General features: G+C 69.9%; 17 protein-coding genes. 8 read left to right on the top strand and 9 right to left on the bottom strand.

Annotation, left to right across the window (positions count from 1 at the left end):
• Positions 1 to 114: 114 nt before the first annotated feature.
• Both SFC76_RS03615 and SFC76_RS03610 read right to left on the bottom strand, forming a co-directional pair.
• On the bottom strand, positions 115 to 1,425 hold the full coding sequence (locus tag SFC76_RS03615) for a glycoside hydrolase family 130 protein (RefSeq protein ID WP_322848136.1): 1,311 nt from the start codon (positions 1,423 to 1,425) through the stop codon (positions 115 to 117).
• Between the two features lie 97 nt (positions 1,426 to 1,522).
• The gene (locus tag SFC76_RS03610; protein WP_322848135.1) at positions 1,523 to 2,998 is read right to left on the bottom strand and encodes a mannitol dehydrogenase family protein; all 1,476 of its coding nucleotides are present in this window, start codon (positions 2,996 to 2,998) and stop codon (positions 1,523 to 1,525) included.
• A gap of 111 nt (positions 2,999 to 3,109) precedes the next feature.
• On the opposite strand from SFC76_RS03610, the gene SFC76_RS03605 reads away from it, so the two are divergent.
• From SFC76_RS03605 to SFC76_RS03595, 3 genes are all read left to right on the top strand, one after another.
• Positions 3,110 to 4,159: a LacI family DNA-binding transcriptional regulator gene (locus SFC76_RS03605; protein WP_322848134.1), complete on the top strand. Its 1,050-nt coding sequence runs from the start codon at positions 3,110 to 3,112 to the stop codon at positions 4,157 to 4,159.
• A 100-nt stretch (positions 4,160 to 4,259) separates the two neighbouring features.
• The gene (uxaC, locus tag SFC76_RS03600; RefSeq protein ID WP_322848133.1) at positions 4,260 to 5,678 is read left to right on the top strand and encodes a glucuronate isomerase; all 1,419 of its coding nucleotides are present in this window, start codon (positions 4,260 to 4,262) and stop codon (positions 5,676 to 5,678) included.
• A 10-nt stretch (positions 5,679 to 5,688) separates the two neighbouring features.
• Positions 5,689 to 6,696, top strand: coding sequence for a sugar kinase (locus SFC76_RS03595; RefSeq protein WP_322848132.1), 1,008 nt, complete (start codon positions 5,689 to 5,691; stop codon positions 6,694 to 6,696).
• Here the strand turns inward: SFC76_RS03595 and rarD are convergent.
• Positions 6,693 to 7,580: an EamA family transporter RarD gene (rarD, locus tag SFC76_RS03590; RefSeq protein WP_322848131.1), complete on the bottom strand. Its 888-nt coding sequence runs from the start codon at positions 7,578 to 7,580 to the stop codon at positions 6,693 to 6,695. The genes SFC76_RS03595 and rarD overlap by 4 nt on opposite strands.
• Before the next feature lie 116 nt (positions 7,581 to 7,696).
• On the opposite strand from rarD, the gene SFC76_RS03585 reads away from it, so the two are divergent.
• Together SFC76_RS03585 and SFC76_RS03580 are read left to right on the top strand one after the other, a co-directional pair.
• On the top strand, positions 7,697 to 7,927 hold the full coding sequence (locus SFC76_RS03585) for a hypothetical protein (RefSeq protein WP_322848130.1): 231 nt from the start codon (positions 7,697 to 7,699) through the stop codon (positions 7,925 to 7,927).
• A 77-nt stretch (positions 7,928 to 8,004) separates the two neighbouring features.
• The gene (locus SFC76_RS03580) at positions 8,005 to 8,334 is read left to right on the top strand and encodes a DUF2645 family protein (RefSeq protein ID WP_322848129.1); all 330 of its coding nucleotides are present in this window, start codon (positions 8,005 to 8,007) and stop codon (positions 8,332 to 8,334) included.
• A gap of 82 nt (positions 8,335 to 8,416) precedes the next feature.
• Here the strand turns inward: SFC76_RS03580 and SFC76_RS03575 are convergent, their stop codons facing one another.
• A complete protein-coding gene (locus tag SFC76_RS03575; RefSeq protein WP_322848128.1) occupies positions 8,417 to 8,884 on the bottom strand; it encodes a hypothetical protein in 468 nt (155 codons plus the stop codon).
• Between the two features lie 240 nt (positions 8,885 to 9,124).
• Here SFC76_RS03575 and SFC76_RS03570 point away from each other — a divergent pair, with 240 nt between their 5' ends.
• Entirely contained in the window at positions 9,125 to 9,646 is a 522-nt protein-coding gene (locus SFC76_RS03570) for a gamma carbonic anhydrase family protein (RefSeq protein WP_322848127.1), read from the top strand.
• Positions 9,647 to 9,882: 236 nt separating this feature from the next.
• On the opposite strand, the gene SFC76_RS03565 is transcribed toward SFC76_RS03570, so the two are convergent.
• The 5 genes from SFC76_RS03565 to hppD are packed head-to-tail and all read right to left on the bottom strand — an operon-like array spanning position 9,883 to position 14,321.
• Positions 9,883 to 10,845, bottom strand: a complete 963-nt coding sequence (locus SFC76_RS03565; protein ID WP_322848126.1) for an alpha/beta hydrolase — start codon at positions 10,843 to 10,845, stop codon at positions 9,883 to 9,885.
• Positions 10,846 to 10,903: 58 nt separating this feature from the next.
• Positions 10,904 to 11,260 (bottom strand): Rieske (2Fe-2S) protein, encoded by a 357-nt coding sequence (locus tag SFC76_RS03560; RefSeq protein ID WP_322848125.1) that lies wholly within the window; start codon positions 11,258 to 11,260, stop codon positions 10,904 to 10,906.
• The gene (gene maiA / locus SFC76_RS03555; RefSeq protein WP_322848124.1) at positions 11,257 to 11,886 is read right to left on the bottom strand and encodes a maleylacetoacetate isomerase; all 630 of its coding nucleotides are present in this window, start codon (positions 11,884 to 11,886) and stop codon (positions 11,257 to 11,259) included. The genes SFC76_RS03560 and maiA overlap by 4 nt, the downstream gene beginning before the upstream one ends.
• Positions 11,883 to 13,199: a homogentisate 1,2-dioxygenase gene (hmgA, locus tag SFC76_RS03550; protein ID WP_322848123.1), complete on the bottom strand. Its 1,317-nt coding sequence runs from the start codon at positions 13,197 to 13,199 to the stop codon at positions 11,883 to 11,885. Before hmgA ends, maiA begins: the two co-directional genes overlap by 4 nt.
• Before the next feature lie 42 nt (positions 13,200 to 13,241).
• Positions 13,242 to 14,321 (bottom strand): 4-hydroxyphenylpyruvate dioxygenase, encoded by a 1,080-nt coding sequence (gene hppD, locus SFC76_RS03545; protein ID WP_322848122.1) that lies wholly within the window; start codon positions 14,319 to 14,321, stop codon positions 13,242 to 13,244.
• An 81-nt stretch (positions 14,322 to 14,402) separates the two neighbouring features.
• Between hppD and SFC76_RS03540 the strand changes: the two genes are divergently transcribed.
• A complete protein-coding gene (locus SFC76_RS03540) occupies positions 14,403 to 14,858 on the top strand; it encodes a MarR family winged helix-turn-helix transcriptional regulator (RefSeq protein WP_322848121.1) in 456 nt (151 codons plus the stop codon).
• An 81-nt stretch (positions 14,859 to 14,939) separates the two neighbouring features.
• Entirely contained in the window at positions 14,940 to 17,570 is a 2,631-nt protein-coding gene (locus SFC76_RS03535; protein WP_322848621.1) for a TonB-dependent receptor, read from the top strand.
• The last annotated feature ends 2 nt before the right edge of the window (positions 17,571 to 17,572 follow it).

Genomic DNA, 17,572 nt, shown 5'->3' with positions numbered 1-17,572 from the left:
AGGCGTGACGGAGGGGGCGGAAAGGGCGGAGCGTTGTAATCGCGCTCCCACCCTATCCTCCCCCTCCGTCAGCGCTTCGCGCTGCCACCTCCCCCTGGCGGGGGAGGAGCTGACTCACCGCATCGCCGCGACCAGTTCGTCGAGCGACGCAACCGCGAAGCTCGTCATGTCGTCCGCCAGCGCATAGGGCAGCAGCAACGTCCGCCCGCGCACCAGCGCGCCGCAGGAATAGACGACGTTGGGCACATAGCCGTCCCACGTCTCGCCATCGGGCGCGATCAGCGGTTCGGGCAGCCGCCCCAGCACCTTGGTCGGATCGTCGCGGTCGAGCAGCGCGGCGCCGATGCAATAGCTGCGCACCATGCCCACGCCATGGGTCAGCACCAGCCAGCCCTCCGCAATCTCGATCGGCGAGCCGCAATTGCCGATCTGGATGAACTCCCACGGATATTCCGGCGTCATGATCCGCACCGGATCGGCCCAGGCGAGCGGCGTGTCGCTCTTGGCGAACCACAGATTCTCGTTGTCGTGGCGGAACAGGGCGGCGAACTGGCCGCCGATCTTGCGCGGGAACAGCGCCATGCCCTTGCCGCTCGCCACCGGGCCGTCGACGGGGTGCATGTGGAACAGGCGGAAATCGTCGGTCTGCAACACCTCCTGCCGCGCGCCCTGGCCGCCGACCGCGGTATAGGTACCGATATAGGTCTCGCGTCCGTCCTCGTCGCGGAAATGGGCGAGGCGCAGATCCTCGATGCCGCGATTCTGGCTCTCGACCACCGGGAACAGCACCGTCTCCGACGGCTCGCGCGCATCGCGGCAATTGAGCTGGACGAGCGCCTTGGCGCCGATCTCGCGGACCAGCTCGATCGACGGCTCCTCGATCACCGGCGGCACGCCCTGCCGGCTCGGCGTGTCGATGACGAGGTCGTCGTCGCCGGGTCCCCAGGTGCCGGTGCGGAAGGTGACCGACGACAGATGCCCCTCGCCGATGCCGCGCAGCGACAGCACGAAGCGGATCGCGCCCTCGGCGCAGCCGCTCTGGTCGGGATGCGGCACGATGCTCGGGTTGAACAGCGCCGCCGCCTCGAACGAATATTCGGCGCTGAAATAGGCGCCGATCAGCATCTTGCGCGAATCGGCCAGTCCGGAATCGAGCTTCAGCGCGTCGGCGACCTCATCGAAGCGGCGCAGCAACAATCCGGGGATCTCGCGGTGCCGCGATCCCAGCCCGTCGACGACGACCGCGATCAGCTCCTCGATCTCGGCATCGGGCATCGCCAGCATCCGTTCGACGATCCGGTCGCCGCGCGGCGCGCCCTCGACGCGGAACGGATCGGGGTCCTCAGGCAGGAACGGCCGGATGACGGTGCGCTTGGGATCGGGAAGCAGCGTCGGCTCGAGATGACGCACGAAGGAAGCGGCCAAGGGGGACCCTCCGGATGGAGATACACCGGCGGCTGCCGGCTTCGCGCACCAGACGCGCGAAGCCGCAGCCGGGGTCCAAATATACTACTCGCTTGCGTTAGGAATCATTGCCGGCGGTCAGCACCGCGTCCCAGCGCCGCTCGTGCGCCGCGGTCGCCGCCGCGGTGATCGCGGCGAGCAGCGGCGGATCGCCCGCGACCTGCGGCGGCAGTCCGAGCCCCGCCTCGGCGAGGCGGCGCACCAGCGTCGCCGGATCGGCATCGTGCGCCGCGGCGGCGAGCCGCGCGCCGGCGGGATCGGCGATCGCGACCCCCGCCTGCGCGCGCGCGATCAGGAACGCGACCCAGCCACCCAGCGCCGCGACGACATGCGCCGGCATCCTGCCGCCCGCGCGATGCGCGGCGAGCGTGTCGCCGAGCCGATACGGCAGCTTCTGCGAACCGTCGGTGGCGATCTGGTCGAGCCGGTGGACGATCGCCGGATTGCGGAACCGCGCCAGCACCGCGAGGCGGTAGGCATCGAGGTCGAGCCCCGCGACCGCGGGCAGCATCGGCACGATGTCGCGCCGGATCATCGCGTCGACGAAGCCGGCAAGCGCGGCATCGGCCATCGCCTCGGCGACGCTGGCATGGCCGCGCAGCAGCCCGAGATAGGCGAGCGTCGAATGCGCGCCGTTGAGGATGCGCAATTTGGCTTTCTCGTAACCGGCGACGTCCCCGGTCAGCGTCGCGCCCGCGCCGGCGAGGTCGGGGCCGAGCGGCACACCGATATCCTCGATCACCCATTGCGCGAATCGCTCGCGCTGGACCGCGGCGCGATCCTCCAGCCCGATCGTCGCGGCGACCGCGTCATACAGCGCCTCGTCCGACGCCGGGGTGATCGAATCGACCATCGTCGACGGCACCCGCACCTCGCCCGCGATCCAGTCGGCGAGGCCCGCATCGCCGGCCTGCGCGAAGGCGACCAGCGCCGCGTGCAGCTTGGCGCCGTTGCTGGCGAGATTGTCGCACGGCATCGGCACGAACGGCCGCACGCCGGCATCGCGTCGCGCGGCGAGCCCGGCGACGATCCAGCCGATCACGCTGCGCGGCACCGCGGCGCCGGCGAGGTCGTGGACGATATCGGCATGGCCGAGGTCGAGCGTGCCGTCGCCGGCGAGGCAATAGCCCTTTTCGGTCACCGTCATCGTCACCAGCGTCACCGCGGGATCGGCGAGCAGCGCATGCGTCTGCGCCGCGGCATCGGGGGCGAGGAAGCGGCGGTGCGCGCCGATCACCCGCATCGCCGGCTCGGCGTCGCGGATCGCCAGCGTATACAGGCCGTCCTGCTGCTCCAGCGCCTCGACCGTGCCGCGGCTGCGCATCGACACCGCCGCGATCCCCCAGCGCGGATCGTGCTGCAGCACCGTGTCGACATACGCCGCCTGATGCGCGCGATGAAAGGCGCCGGGGCCGAAATGGACGATGCCTATCGCGGTCCCGACCGCGGTGCCGACGTCTGATAGCGGCCGGCCGATCGGGCTGGCAACGGTGGCGGGCAGCCGGTCGAGCGTGCTGCGGGTCAATCGGGTCACGGGCATCGTCCCTCGGTGGTGCGGATCGACGTCTTGCCGCTGCGCGCGGTCGTTGTCTACCGGTGTCATCAGCGCTGGCGGAGCCGCGGGCGGGCGGCTATCGTCGTCGTCATGCGCAAATCCGGCCAGCCGACGATCAATGACGTGGCCCGGATCGCCGGCGTGTCGAAGAAGACGGTGAGCCGCGTCATCAACCGCTCGCCGCTGCTTCACGCCGACACCCGTGCGCGGGTCGAACAGGTGATCGGCGACCTCGGCTATATCCCCAATCCGCAGGCGCGCGCGCTGGCGTTGCGCCGCAACTTCCTGATCGGCCTCGTCCACGACAATCCCAATGCGCAGACGGTGATGAACGTCCAGCACGGCCTGCTCGCCGGCCTGCGCGGCACCGAATTCGAACTGGTCGTGCGCCCGGTCGATCGCGCCTCGCCGACGATGCTCGAGGATCTGCGCCATTTCCTCGAACGCCAGCGCCTGTTCGGGGTGCTGCTGATGCCGCCGATCAGCGAGGACGACGGGGTCGCGCGTTTGTGCGCTGCGATCGGCTGCCGCTACGTGCGGATGGGATCGGCGACGCTCGACGTGCCCGCGCAGATGGTCGCCTCCGACGATCGCACCGCGGTGCGCGAGGCCGCCGCCTGTCTGGTCGCGCGCGGCCACCGCCGCATCGGCTTCATCGGCGGCCCCGCGGGTTTCCGCTCGGCGCACGAACGCCGCGCCGGCTTCGACGCCGCGCTCGCCGCCGCCGGCCTCGATCTGCCCGACGATCGCGTCGCCGAGGGCCATTATACCTTCGAATCGGGGCTGGCGGCGGCCGAGCGCCTGCTCGACGCGGACCCGCGGCCGACCGCGATCTTCGCCGCCAACGACGAAATGGCCGCCGGCGTCGTCCACGCCGCGCGCCGCCGCGGCCTCGTCATCCCCGACGATCTGTCGATCATCGGCTTCGACGACACGCCGATCGCCGCCCACCTCTGGCCGCCGCTGACCACGGTCCGCTGGCCGAGCATGGCGATGGCGCACGCCGCCGCCCGCAAACTGATCGGCGAGGACGGCGACCAGCCCGCGCATTTCTCCTCGACGCTTATCCACCGCGCCTCCGTCGCCGCGCCACCGGACGTTCCTCCCCCGCCAGGGGGAGGTGGCAGCGCACAGCGCTGACGGAGGGGGAGGACTTTGCGAAGCTCCGCCACCCCCGCAAACCACGGTTGCACCTCGTCCTGACACCGGTTACCACCCGCGCAACGCGAGAGGACAGCGCATGACCCGCAGCCTGGAATTGCACCCCGACCGGCTCTTCCCCGCCGATCCGACGACGCGCGGCATCGCCCGCACGCTCTATGCCGGCATCGCCGATCTGCCGATCGTCAGCCCGCACGGCCACACCGACCCGATCTGGTTCGCCGACGACCGGCCATGGACCGACGCGACGACGCTGCTGCTCGCCCCCGACCATTATCTGTTCCGCATGCTCTACAGCCAGGGCATCGATCTCGACGCGCTGGCGATCCCGCGCGCCGACGGCACGGTGAGCGCCGACCGCCGTGGCGCGTGGCGGCTGCTCGCCGATCATTACCATCTGTTCCGCGGCACGCCCTCGCGGATGTGGCTCGACCACGTCTTCGCCGAGGTGTTCGGCATGACCGTCGCGTTCGAACCCGCCACCGCCGATCTCTATTACGACGCGATCGCCGAAAAGCTGGCGACCGACGCCTTCCGCCCGCGCGCGCTGTTCGACCGGTTCCGCATCGACTTCCTCGCGACCACCGAGGGCGCGCACGACAGCCTCGACGCGCACCACCGCATCCGCGCGAGCGGCTGGGCCGGGCGCGTCGTCACCACCTACCGCCCCGACGGCGTCATCGACGTCGAGCACGAGCAATTCGCCGGTGCGCTGCGCCGCTTCGCCGAACTGACCGGCGAGAACGTGTACAGCTGGCAGGGCTATCTCGCCGCGCACCGCAAGCGCCGCGCCGATTTCCGCGCCGCGGGGGCCACCGCCACCGACCACGGCCACCCCACCGCCGCCACCGCCAACCTCTCGACGGCGGAATGCGAGGCGCTGTTCGCGCGTATCACCGGCGGCGACTGGACACCCGCCGATGCCGAGCTGTTCCGCGCGCAGATGCTCACCGAAATGGCGGGGATGAGCGTCGAGGACGGCATGGTGATGCAGATCCATCCCGGCAGCGTCCGCAACCACAATGCCGGCCTGTTCGCCAGCCACGGCCGCGACAAGGGCGCCGACATTCCCGGCCGCACCGATTACGTCCATGCCCTCAAGCCGCTGCTCGACCGGTTCGGCACCTCGACCGAGCTGTCGATCATCCTCTTCACGCTCGACGAGAGCGTCTACGCGCGCGAACTCGCGCCGCTCGCCGGCCATTATCCCTGCCTCAAGCTCGGCCCCGCCTGGTGGTTCCACGACAGTCCCGAAGGCATGCGCCGCTTCCGCGAGATGACCACCGAGACCGCGGGCTTCTACAACACCGTGGGCTTCAACGACGACACCCGCGCCTTCCTGTCGATCCCGGCCCGGCATGACGTCGCGCGGCGGATCGACTGCGGCTTCCTCGCCCGCCTTGTCGCCGAGCATCGCCTCGCCGACTGGGAGGCGGCGGAGCTGGCGCAGGAACTGACCAGCGGCCTCGTCCGCCGCGCCTATCGCATCGATCGCTGAGGAGGCGCGCATGACATTCCTGGCATTCGGCGAGATCATGCTGCGCCTGTCGCCCCCGGGCCGCGAGTTGCTGTTGCAGACCCCCCGGTTCGACGTCTGGGTCGCCGGCGCCGAGGCGAACGTCGCCACCGCGCTCGCCCGGCTCGACCATGACGTCGCGCTCGCCAGCATCGTCCCCGACAACGACCTCGGCCGTTCGGCGATCGCCACGCTGCGCGGCCATGGCGTCGACACCCGCCGCATCGCGCTCACCGGCGAGCGGATGGGCCTCTATTTCGTCACCTCGGGCGCGGGCATGCGCGCCACCGAAGTGATCTACGACCGCGCTTATTCCAGCTTCGCGGCGGCGCCGGTGTCGGCGTGGGACTGGGACGCATTGCTCGACGGCGTCGACTGGTTCCACCTCTCCGGCATCACCCCGGCGCTCGGCCCGGTGCCGGCGCAAAGCGCGATCGCCGCCGTCCGCGCCGCCGCGGCGCGCGGCATCCCGATCTCGTTCGACGGCAATTACCGCGCCAAATTGTGGGAACGCTGGGACGGCGATCCCCGCGCGATCCTGACCCAATTGGTCGAGCATGCCGACCTCCTGTTCGGCAATCACCGCGACATCGCGCTGCTGCTCGACCGCGACTTCGCCGGCCATGACGGCGAGGATCGCCGCCGCGACGCCGCCGAGGCCGCCTTCGCCGCTTTCCCCAAATTGCGCACGATCGCCTCGACCGCGCGCCACGTCGAGAACGTCGACCTCCACCGCATCTCGGCGCGCGTCGACACCCGCGACGGCCACGCCCAGACCGGGGAGGTGACGCTGGCCGGCATCGTCGATCGGATCGGCGGCGGCGACGCCTTCGCCAGCGGCGTGCTGCACGCGCTGCGGCGCGGCGGCGACATCGGTGCCGCGGCGGCGACCGGCCTCGCGCTCACCGCGCTCAAACATTCGCTGCCCGGCGACGCCTCGTTGTTCCGCCAGGCGGATATCGACGCCTATCTCGCCGGCGGCCTCGACGTCCGCCGCTAGGCGGGCAGCGCCCGCGCCGCGCGGATGCTGCTCCACGCATAGAGGCCGCAGCCGAGCCAGATCAGCGCGAAGGTGGCGAGCTGCGTCGCGCGGACCGGCTCGTGATAGACCAGCACCGCCAGCAGGAACTGCAACGTCGGCGCGATGAACTGGAGCAGCCCGACCGTCGTATAGCGCAGCCGCCGCGCGCCCGCGGCGAACAGCAGCAGCGGCGCCGCGGTCACCGGCCCGGCGAGCACCAGCAGCAGGTCGAGCGTCCGGTCGTGCCCGAACGCCGCCGTGCCGCTCTGGTTCGCCTGCACCAGCACGACGAGCGCGAACGGCGCGAGGATCAGCGTCTCCATCGTCAGCCCGCCGAGCGCGTCGATCGCCGCCACCTTGCGGATCAACCCGTAGAAGCCGAAGCTCAGCGCCAGCACCAGCGACACCCACAAGGCCCCGCCGCCGCCCGCGGCGAAGATCGCGACGCCCAGCGCCGCCACCGCCACCGCCGCCACCTGCAACCGGTTGAGCCGCTCGCCGAGCAGCAGCATGCCGAGCGCGACGTTGAGCAGCGGGTTGATGAAATAGCCGAGACTCGCCTCCACCAGATGCGCGTTGGTCACCGACCAGATATAGACGAACCAGTTGATCCCGATCAGCACCGCGCTCGCCACCAGCATCGCCAGCACCCGCCCGCGCGCCGCCGCGACCAGCGGCCGCAGCCGCCGCGTCGCCGCGACGATCGCGAGCAGCAGCAGCAGCGACCACAGGATGCGGTTGGCCAACACCTGTGCCGGCGGCACCGCGGTCAGCAGATGCAGATACAGGGGCAACAGCCCCCACAGGGTATAGGCGCCGATGCCGTAGAACAGGCCCGCGCGCGCGTCGGAGGAATGCGCCATCCGCCGTCCCTGCGACGTCCGTTGCGGCAACGCAACAAAACCGTGCTTGGCGGCGGCGCGGTCGCGCCTTGCCCGGGCGCTTTTCCTCGCCGGCGCGGCCGGCTAGGGCGGGCTGCATGACCAGCGCCATGCTCCACGACCTCTTCCTCTCGACGCTGGTGAAGCAGGCCGGCGGCAACCGCCGCCGCTGGCGCCTCGTGCTCGGCGAGATTCGCCTCTACGACCCGGCGACGCATCCGCATTGCAACTGGTCGGTGACGCCGACCGGCGCGGCCGGCGAGAACGACACGATCGAACGCATCGCCGACGACCTCCGCCTCCGCCACCCCATCGTTACCGCCGGCTGACCCGCGGCCGCGGCGCGCACGATCCGTCGCCGTGGCCGCTACAATGATCCCGGGGAGCCGGCAGGGATCAGGTCGTCGTGAATGTGGGCAAGGTCTTGAAAGACGTCGTCTTCGGTATGGCGTCGGTCGGCATCGCCGGTCTGGTGGTCGTCTGTTCGACGGAACGATACGAGTGGATGATCGGCGAGGCCGATACCGATGGCAGCCGGCTGACGATATGCACGATCCCGACGGACCCGGATTCGCCCAGGCTGATGTTGTCCGTCGCGGTGCTGATACCGACGTTGATCCTGACGGCATTCGCCTGTCATCCGGCGCGACGCCGGTGGCGCATGGCGATCAGCCTAACCGTGCTGGGGCTGTGGCTCTATTGCTTCTTCGTCAGGTTCAGCGGCTGCCCGACGTGACGACGAGGCGCAGCCGCGACTGTAAAGCGCCGCACGGGTCGCGCATCCGACCTACGCCGGATGCGCAGCGACGCTGCGGCAATCAGCGGTCCAGCGACTGGCGCAGCGGCAGCGCGGCGATCTCGCCGAGCCAGGTGCGGATCGTGGTGCGGCCCTGCGGGCTCAGCGCCAGCATCGTCACGCGGCGGTCGCTGACGTCGTCGCTGCCGTCGACCAGACCGCGGTCTTGCAACAGCTTGATCCAGCGCAGCGCGGTGGTGCGCGGCACGCCGGCGGCGGCGCAGCAGGCGTTGGTCGTCACCGTCGCGCCGTTGATCCCCTCGGCGAACAGGAACAGCATGATGTCCAGCCCTGGATTGGCGAACAGCGAGGCTTCCAGATGCGTGCCGAGCTTGCGGCGGGCGGCGGCAATGCTCGACGCCAGCGACGCCAGCGCGGCAGCCTCGGGATCCTGTCCGTCGATCACGGGCGGCACCGGCAGACCGGCGAACGTCTTGCTAGCGGCGTCCGAACCCGAAAAAGTGAAATCGTCGCGTAACCCGGCACCCATCGTGTTCGTCGCTCCCGTAGACGCAGCAGGGCATAGCCGGAGCAATTCCGAAATCAAGCCGCTACGTCGCTGTCCGGCCCGGCGGCCGCCACCCATGGCGAACCGTCCCGTACGACTCGCAGTGCTAACGCTACCAGACGCCGCTGTCACGGCCTTGCTGGACTGGACGCGACCGATGATGTGCCTTTATCGCATCACAGGCAAGCCGTGTCGCATCGACCGCGGCGGGGGAGGCGATCGATGGCCTGTTACGCATTGGGCGATGTCGCGCCGCAGCTGGGCGAGGCGGCCTATGTCGCGCCGGGCGCTACGGTGATCGGCCGGGTCGTGCTCGGCGCCCGCGCCTCGGTGTGGTTCGGCGCGGTGGTGCGCGGCGACAACGACCCGATCACGATCGGCGACGAAAGCAATATCCAAGACGGTGCGATGATCCACGCCGATCCCGGCGTGCTGACGACGATCGGGCGCGAGGTGACCGTCGGCCATCACGCCATCGTCCACGGCGCCAGCGTCGGCGATCGCAGCCTGATCGGCATGGGCGCGACCTTGCTCAACCGCGCGGTGATCGGCGCGGGTTCGATCGTCGGCGCCAATGCGCTCGTCACCGAAGGCAAGGTCTTCCCCGACGGATCGCTGATCGTCGGCGCACCCGCGCGCCTCGTCCGTCCGCTCACCGAGGCGGAGATCGCCGGCCTGCGCCGGTCCGCCGCCACCTACGTCGCCAACGCCCGCCGCTACGCCGCGGAGCTGACGCCGGTGTAACGCCCCGGCGGTATGGGCGCTGTCCTACACCCGGCGCTTCATGCTAGCGGATCGACGTTCAGTACAAGTCCTCCCCCTGGCGGGGGAGGAATTCGATCCAAAATCGCAAAATGCTGCACTTCCGCGGGAGTATGGAGAATGGCGTTCAGCCCAGCCCCGCAGATCACCCCCAAAACGGAAACGATGATCCACGATCGTTTCCGTTCAGGTGTCCAACTTGTCCAAGTTGCCCCAATTCAGCCGCAATTCGCGGAGGCCTCGCGGACGAAGCGCGCGGTCGCTTCCGGTGCGGTGATCGGGATCATATGACCGCCTGGGACGATCTCGATCCGCGCGCCCGGGATGACCGCCGCGGTGCGCTCGCCATGGCGAACCGGGTCGAGGATCGCGTCGTCGCGGCCGAACAGGATCGCGGTCGGAACCGTCAGCGCGGGGTAATGCGCCGCAATCCCCTCGATCTCCTGCGCCGCGGCGGCGAGGTCGGCGGCGGCGGCGGCGATATTGGCGGGCCGCTGCGACAGCGCGCCGCCGCCGCGGGTGACGAAGTCGGCGGGCGGCGGCTCCGGCGCGAACACCGCCGCCAGCGTCCGCTCGGCGGTCAGCCGGCTGAGCGGCGTCGCGATCGTCTGCGCGAACAGCCGCCGTACTCCCGCCGGGATCGCCGCCAGTCCCTTGAACGCCTCGGGCACGTCGTCCTGCGGCTGGGTAAGCGGGGCGATCAGCGCGAGGCCGCGGACCAGTTCGGGCCGCTGGATGGCGAGCGACAGCGCCAGCGCGCCGCCCAGCGAATGGCCGACGACCAGCGGCCGCTCGATGCCGAGCAGGTCGATAAACCGGCCGAGGATCGCCGCCTGCGCGGCGATGCCCGGCTCGCCATCGTCGTCGGCCTGCGAATAGCCCGATCCCGGCCGGTCGACCAGGATGACGCGATGGTCGGCCGCCAGCGGCGCGAGCATGCCGTAACTGAAGTTGCGCAATTGGCCGCCCAGCCCGTGGACCATCACGATCGCCGGCCCGTTGCCGCGGTCGACATAGTGGAGCCGGGCGCCCTCGACCTGAAGGTGGCGGCCGTCCTGCGGCACCAGCCGCTCCGCCGCGCGCGCCACCCGCTCCGAATAGAGCGACAGGCCGATCCCGCCCGCGCCGAGCGCGGATGCGCCGATCAAACCCGCCAGGCTCCAGCGTGTACCGCCGATCATCTCCGTGCCTCCTCAACCCCCGCGCAAGCGGCGGAGTGTAGCATCGGCGATCGATTTGTCAGGCGGTCGTTACGACCCCGTCGACCACCGCGACCGGCCAGGCGCCGAGCCGCTGGCCGAGGCACGGGCCGCCGACGCACAGCCCCTCGTCGAGCGTGAACAATGCGCCGTGCCAGCTGCACGCGATCAGATCGCCGGCGGGGGTCAGATAATCGTCAAGCGTCTGCGCCAGCGGCACGCCGGCATGCGGGCAGCGGTCGACATAGCCGACGACGCCGTCGCCGCGGCGGACGACGAAGCCGTGGAACCGCCCGGCGCGCATCTGGAGCACGAAATTGCGCGCCTTGCCGTCGGCGATCGCGGCGAGCGGCGCCAGCGCGACGCCGGCGGGGGTGGCGGACAGGCGCTCGCTCACGCGTCGGCGTCGGGCTGGCGGCCCGGATGCGCCGCCTCGGCGAGCGCCGCGGTCCGCGCGCCGCTGGCGACGAGGCGGGGGTAGGGGCCGGTATCCACCCCGAACCGTACCGCCGAATAGAGCGCCGGCACGGTGACGCAATCGGCGAGCGTCGGGGTGTCACCGTATGCGAAATCGCCGCCGTGGCGGGCGATCAGCGCCTCGATCGCTGCGAAGCCATCCGTCATCCACCGCGCCATCCAGGCGTCGACCTGCGCCTCCGACGCGTCGAAATCCTGCCGCAGCGCCTTCAGCGTGCGCAGGTTGTGGAGCGGGTGGACGTCGGTGGCGAGCGTCGCCGCCATCGCGCGGACGATCGCGCGGCCATCGGCATCGGCGGGCAGCAGCGGCGGATCGGGAAAGCGCTCGTCGAGCCACTCGAGGATCGCGATGCTCTGCGTCAGGACGAGGCCGTCGACCTCCAGCGCCGGCACCAGCCGCTGCGGGTTGAGCGCGACATAGGCGGGGTCGGCCTGCCCGCCGGTGCGCAGGTCGTGATTGACCTGGTCGTAGGCCACGCGCTTCAGCGCCAGCGCGATCCGCACCCGATAGGCGGCGCCTGAGCGCCAATAGCCGTGAAGGATCACGCCGCGGGGCTTTGCGGCAGCACCGCCTTGGGGAAGTCGGCCCACACCGCGTCGTAATCGAGCTGGGCATGGTCGAGCGCGTGGCTGGTCGGCCGGTAGGGCCAGCAGCTCTCCAGCATGAACGCCATCGTGCCCTCGATCTTGTGCGGCTTGAGCTCGGCGGCCGACGCGCCCTGCCAGCTCGCCAGATCGGGGCCGTGGCCGGCCATCAGATTGTGCAGGCTGATCCCGCCCGGCGCGAAGCCGTGCGCCTTGGCGTCATAGGCGCCGGTGATCAGCCCCATCGCCTCGGACATGATGTTGCGGTGGAACCACGGCGGCCGGAACGTGTCCTCGGCGACCATCCAGCGCGGCGGGAAGATGACGAAATCGGCATTGGCCCGGCCCGGCACGTCGCTCGGGCTGGTCAGCAGCGTGAAGATCGAGGGGTCGGGATGGTCGAAGCTCACCGTGTTGATCGTGTTGAACCGCGCGAGGTCGTAGCGCCACGGCGCCAGGTTGCCGTGCCACGCCACCACGTCGAGCGGACTGTGGTCGAGCGTCGTCGTCCACAGCGAGCCCATGAACTTCTGGATCACCTCGGTCGGCTCGTCGCGATCCTCGAACCAGGCGACCGGCGTTTCAAAATCGCGCGGGTTGGCGAGGCCGTTGGCGCCGATCGGGCCAAGGTCGGGCAGCCGGAACAGGCTGCCGTGATTCTCGCAGACATAGCCTTTGGCGCTGCCGTCGGGCAGCAGCGCGTGGAAGCGCACGCCGCGCGGCACCAGCGCGATCTGCCCCGGCGCGACCACGATCCGGCCGAGCTCGGTGCGCAACTCCAGCCGCCCCGCCTGCGGCACGAACAGCAATTCGCCGTCGGCATCGGTGAAGACGCGCGCGGTCATGTCGGCATTGGCGGCATAGACGTGGAGCGCCACGCCTTCGAGGTCGGCAGGATCGCGGTTGGCGAGCATCGTCGTCATGCCGTCGATCAGGTCCGTGCCCGCCGGCGCGTCGGGACAGGGGTTCCAGCGCAGCCGGTTGGGGGCGAGCGGCGCACCGTCGGTGCCGGGGGCGAATCGCGCCGCGCCGTCGTAGCGCACGTACGGCGGATGCTCGGCGGTCGGCCGCATCCGGTAGAGCCACGAGCGGCGATTCTCGTGCCGCGGCGCGGTGAAGGCGGTGCCGCTGAGCTGCTCGGCATAAAGGCCGAAGGCGGGCCGCTGCGGCGCGTTGCGCCCGATCGGCAGCGCGCCGGCGACCGCCTCGGTGGAAACGTGATTGCCGAAGCCGGGGATATAGTCGGCCTCATTCCCGGGGTGGTGGACTGTCATTGTTTTAGCGTCCTCTCCTGCTCCACCACCCCGTCCGCAAACTCATGCGTCGACGGTGATCACCCCGCGACGGATCTGGTCCAGCTCGATCGACTCGTACAGCGCCTGGAAATTGCCGTTGCCGAAGCCCTCGTTGCCCTTGCGCTGGATGATCTCGAAAAAGATCGGCCCGACCATCGTCTCGGTGAAGATCTGCAACAGCAACCCCTCCTCGCCGACGTTGCCGTCGATCAGAATGCGGTTGGCGCGCAGCCGTTCCAGATTCTCGCCATGATTGGGCACGCGCTTGTCGACCAGCTCGTAATAGGTTTCGATCGTGTCCTGGAGCTTGACACCGCGCGCGCGCAGCTTCTCCACCGTCGCGTAGATGTCGTCGGTGGTCAGCGCGAGATGCTGGATGCCTTCGCCGTTGTAATCGCGGATGAACTCCTCGATCTGGCTCTTGTCGTCCTGGCTCTCGTTGAGCGGGATGCGGATCGCGCGGTCGGGGGCGATCATCGCCTGGCTGAACAGACCCGTCGCCTTGCCCTTGATGTCGAAATACTTCTGCTCCTCGAAGCCGAAGATCTGGCCATAGAAGGCCGACCACGTCCGCATCTGGCCGCGGCGGACGTTGTGGGTGAGGTGATCGAGCATGTCGAGCCCGACGGAATTGGCCGCCTCCGCCTCGGCGGCGCCAGGGACCTGATCCCAGTCGTCGTACACGCTGCCCGTCGCGCCATGCCGATCGACGAGATAGAGCAGCGAGCCGCCGATTCCCTCCAGCGCCGGCAATCCCTCCAGCGCCGCACCGGCCGGCGCCGGCTTGGCACCCCGTGCGATCGCCGCGTCATAGGCCGCCTGCGCATCCGCGACGCGGAACGCCATCGCGCTCGCCGACGGACCGTGCGCCGCGCGGAATTCGGCGGCGTGGCCGGTCGCCTCGCGGTTGAGCAGCAGGGTGATGCGCCCCTGCTTGTAGCGAGTCAGCGCCTTGGTCGGATGCGTCGCGGCGGCGACGAAGCCCAGCGCCTCGAACTGCGCGGCGAGCGCGTCGGGATCGGGCGAGGTGAATTCGCAGAATTCGAAGCCGTCGAGCCCCATCGGGTTGACGTCGATCTGGTCGGCCGAATGGTCGGACATGGCAGCAGCTCCGAAATGGTATCGTCTGTTACCAAATCTTTTGCGGCATTGCCAAACTGGTGTCAACTGATACGAAACCGCATGGCCCCGTCGTCCGCCCGCCTCGTCCTCGACGACTTCATCCCCTATCGACTGTCGGTGACGTCCAATCTGGTCAGCGACTCCATCGCGCGGGCCTATGAATCGTTGTTCGGGCTGACGATCGCCGAATGGCGGCTGGTTGCGGTGATCGCCGAAACCGGCGGCATCACCCAGCAGGCGATCGGTGCCAAGACGCTGATGGACAAGGTAACGGTCAGCCGCGCCGCGATCGCCTTGGTTGGCCGCGGCCTGCTCGCGCGGCGCGACAATCCGGAGGATCGGCGATCGCACCTGCTCGAACTCACCGATGCCGGGCGCGACCTCTATGCCGCGATCGCGCCCAAGGCGCTCGATCTCGAAAGCCGCATCTTCGCCGCCTTCGATCCCGACGAGGTCGCGCAATTCGTCGCGATGCTGCGCCGGATCGAGAGCGTGACGCTGGATATCGGCCGATAAGCCACAGTCGACCGCCCGCCCGGCACATTTATGCGACAATTGCCGATTAGCAGCATCCCGGGCGTTCAAAGGGTGATCGGTATGCGTGTGGCGGTGGTGATGATGATGGCGGTGAGCTGGCCCGCGCTGGCGACGGCGCAGCAGGCGCCCGCGCCGGCCCCGATTCCGACCCCGGCGCAACCCGAGGCCGCCCCAACCGCAGCCGAGGCCATGCCGACGGCGCAAACCACCACCCCGGCGGCGACGACCGCCACGCTCGCCGCGCAGACGACGCCGGCGGCGGAGAGCGAGGAGGAGGAAGGCGACATCGTCGTCACCGGCCGCCGCCCGCCCGGTTCGGTGGTCGGCGACATCCCCGCCGAACAGGTGCTCAGCCCGGCCGACGTGCGCAGCTACGGCGTCAGCAGCGTCTCCGACCTGCTCACCGAACTCGCACCGCAGACGCGCAGCGGCGCGGGCGGCGCACCGGTGGTGCTGCTCGACGGCAAGCGCATCTCTGGGTTTCAGGAAATCCGCGACATCCCGACCGAGGCGATCCTTCGCGTCGACATCCTGCCCGAGGAGGTGGCGCTCAAATACGGCTATACCGCCGACCAGAAGGTGGTGAATTTCGTCCTACGCCGCCGCTTCCGTTCGACCACCGTCGAACTCGCCGACCGGGCGCCGACCGAGGGCGGGTCGAACAGTCCGCAGGCGGATCTCGACCTGTTGACGATCCGCAACGGCTCGCGGCTCAACATCCACAGCAAATATACGCAGAGTTCGGCGCTGACCGAGGCGGAACGCGACATCAGCGTCGAGCAGACCGAAGGCGCGACGCCCGGTTACGACCAGCGGCCGTATCGCACGCTCCAGCCGTTCAGCCGCAACTTCGGCACCAACGCCACCTATGCGCGCCCGATCGGCGACGTCAGCGCCACGCTCAACGGCGAGCTGACCGCGACGCAGACCGTCGGCCAGTTCGGCCGGCAGCTCGACGCGTCGGGCCAGCCGATCAGCGACGCGCTGACCCAGCGCAGCAACGGCATCACCGCGCATCTCGGCACCAGCCTCAACGGGCGGTTGAGCCCGCGCTGGCTCTGGACGGTGACCGGCGCCTACGACCGCGCCGAAAACCGCACCGACACGCAGACCGGCGTCACCACGCCCGAGAATCGTGCGCGCTCGACCTCGAACACCGGCGACCTCGAAGCGCTCGCCAACGGCCCGCTGTTCACGCTACCCGCCGGCGACGTCTCCACCGCGATCCGCATCGGCGCGCAGACCAGCGATTTTTCCAGCGCGTCGTTCGGCGAACGCATCAGCAGCGGCAGCGTGTCGCGCGATGCGGTCAACGGCCGCGTCAATATCGACGTGCCGATCGCCAGCCGCTCGCGCGCCGTGCTCGGCTGGCTCGGCAATCTGTCGGTCAACGGCAATGCCGCGATCAACCAGCTTTCCGATTTCGGCACGCTGACCGCTTACGGTTATGGCGTGAACTGGGGGCCGATCGACAGCCTGCGGGTGATCGGATCGATCAACCAGCAGGATGTCGCGCCGACCGCGACGCAGCTCGGCAACCCGACGGTCGAGACGCCCAACGCGCGCGTCTTCGACTATGTCAGCGGCCAAACGGTAACGGTGACGACGATCAGCGGCGGCAATCCCGATCTGCGGTCGAGCAGCCGCCGCGTCACCCGCCTCGGCGTGACGCTGAAGCCGTGGAGCGACAAGGACCTGACGCTGATCGGCAATTACACCAAGCAGGACACGCGCAACCCGATCCAGAGCTTTCCGTCGCCGACCGCGGCGATCGAGGCGGCGTTTCCCGATCGCTTCACCCGCGACGCGGCGGGCGATCTCACCCGGCTCGATGCCCGCCCGATCAATTTTGCGCGGGCGGTGAGCGAGCAGTTCCGCTGGGGAATCAACTTCTCCAAGCCGATCAAGTCGAAGGTGCAGCGGGAGCTGGAGGCGTTCCGTGCCGGCACCGGCCCCAATCCTTTCGCCGGCATGCGCTTTCCCGGCGGGGGCGGGCGGTTCGGCGGCGGCGCGCGTGCCAGCGCCGACGGCGGTCCGCCGCCGCCGGGCGCGGAGGGCGCGCCGCCGCCGCCGCCATCGGGCGCCGATGGCGCACCGCCGCCGCCGCCCGGTGCCGACGGTCCGCCGCCGGGTGGCGGTGGCGGGCGCGGCTTCGGCGGCGGTGGTGGTCGCGGCTTTGGCGGCGGCCGCGGCGGGCAGGGTGGCGGGCGTATCCAGTTCGCGCTTTATCATACCTGGCACCTCACCGAGCGCGTCACCGTCGCGAACGGCGGGCCGTTGCTCGACCTGCTCAACGGCGATGCGACCGGATCGAGCGGTGGCCAGCCGCGGCACGAATTCGAGGCGCAGGCGGGCTATTCCAACAATGGCATCGGCGTGCGCCTGTCCGCCGATTACGCCACCGGCACGCGCGTCAACGGCGGGACTTCGGCCAGTCCGCAGACATTGCGCTTCTCAGGGCTCGCGACCGCCAATCTGCGGCTGTTCGCCGACCTCGGTCAGCAATTGAAGCTGGTAAAGGCGCATCCCTGGGTGCGCGGCGCGCGGGTGACGTTGTCGGTCGACAATATCCTCAACACGCGCCAGACCGTCCGCGACGCCGCGGGCATCACGCCGATCAGCTACCAGCCCGATTACCTCGACCCGATCGGCCGCACGATCCGGCTGAGCCTGCGCAAGCTGTTCTTCTGAGG

This window comes from Sphingomonas sp. CD22 (assembly GCF_034556155.1).
Classification (GTDB): domain Bacteria; phylum Pseudomonadota; class Alphaproteobacteria; order Sphingomonadales; family Sphingomonadaceae; genus Sphingomonas.
Note: the sequence above shows the minus strand (reverse complement) of the source record. Positions and strands in the feature narration are given on the sequence as shown.